Consider the following 1806-nt stretch of genomic DNA (forward strand, 5'->3'; position numbering starts at 1 on the left):
GAACGGTGACGTTCCATGCCGGTTCCGACAACATCACCGGGGTGGCCTTCACATCGGTCGCCGGGATCACGGCGGACGTCAACGGAGTTGCCGGCGCCGACATCGTCTGGACGCTGGCCGGGCCGACTCAGATAGTCGGTTCGATCAACGGGATCGAAGCCATCCATATCGACCTGGTCGCATCGTCGCTGCCAATCCTGGCGGGCACCAACGGCTCGGCGACAGTCAATGTGACGCTGCTCGACAACTTCCCGCATCCCGACGCGGGTGGACAGAATGTCATCAACCTGACCGGCATCAATGTGGTCGCTACCGATTCGGACGGAGACCAGGCGAGCGCGACGGTTCAGGTCAATGTTACAGACGACGTGCCGACGGCGGTTGCCGACAGTGCGACGCAGACGACCGAGAATGCGCCTGTGACGGTGAACGTGTTCGCCAACGACGTGCCTGGCGCGGACGGAGTGAACATCACCGATCCGACCAAGGTGAGCTATGTGGCGGGATCGCTGGCGGGCGGCACCGGAACGGTCACCTACCACAATGATGGCACCTTCACCTACGCGCCGGTCGCCGGCGAGGAAGGGACGGTGACGTTCCAGTACCAGATCGTCGACGGTGACGGCGATCCGTCGGTGACCACGGTGACGATCAACCTGCTGAAGGATTCGACGCCGACGCTCGTGATCGCCGCGGGTTCGGACACCAGCGTGAACGAGGCTGGCCTTCCGGTGCGCGGCATCGAGCCGGCAGGTTCCGGCGAGATTGCCGACCATGATGGGACCAACAACAGCGATCCGAGCGAAACGGCGACGGGCGCGCTGACGATCACGACGGGCAGCGACACGATCGGCCACCTTTACGTGACCGACAAGAACAACCTCCAGGTGGAAGTGACCAATGGCGGCCTGGTGCATGGCCAGTATGGCGACCTGACGATCACCGGCACGCCGGCGACAGGCTACACCTATTCCTACACGCTGCTGGACAACACCTCGGGCAACACTACCCATGACGACTTCGCCGTCCAGGTGGTCGATTCCGACGGTGATCCGGCCTCCACGACGCTCTCCATCGCCATCGTCGACGACGTGCCGACGGCGGTTGCCGACAGTGCGACGCAGACGACCGAGAATGCGCCTGTGACGGTGAACGTGTTCGCCAACGACGTGCCTGGCGCGGACGGAGTGAACATCACCGATCCGACCAAGGTGAGCTATGTGGCGGGATCGCTGGCGGGCGGCACCGGAACGGTCACCTACCACAATGATGGCACCTTCACCTACGCGCCGGTCGCCGGCGAGGAAGGGACGGTGACGTTCCAGTACCAGATCGTCGACGGTGACGGCGATCCGTCGGTGACCACGGTGACGATCAACCTGCTGAAGGATTCGACGCCGACGCTCGTGATCGCCGCGGGTTCGGACACCAGCGTGAACGAGGCTGGCCTTCCGGTGCGCGGCATCGAGCCGGCAGGTTCCGGCGAGATTGCCGACCATGATGGGACCAACAACAGCGATCCGAGCGAAACGGCGACGGGCGCGCTGACGATCACGACGGGCAGCGACACGATCGGCCACCTTTACGTGACCGACAAGAACAACCTCCAGGTGGAAGTGACCAATGGCGGCCTGGTGCATGGCCAGTATGGCGACCTGACGATCACCGGCACGCCGGCGACAGGCTACACCTATTCCTACACGCTGCTGGACAACACCTCGGGCAACACTACCCATGACGACTTCGCCGTCCAGGTGGTCGATTCCGACGGTGATCCGGCCTCCACGACGCTCTCCATCGCCATCA

Annotated in this window: 1 protein-coding gene; it reads left to right on the forward strand. The window is 63.8% G+C overall.

What is annotated here, in order from left to right; genetic code table 11:
• On the forward strand, positions 1-1806 hold a 1806-nt coding region (locus tag EN808_RS36635), incomplete at both ends, for an Ig-like domain-containing protein (protein WP_189524239.1).

This window comes from Mesorhizobium sp. M8A.F.Ca.ET.165.01.1.1 (assembly GCF_004792065.1).
Lineage (GTDB): Bacteria > Pseudomonadota > Alphaproteobacteria > Rhizobiales > Rhizobiaceae > Mesorhizobium.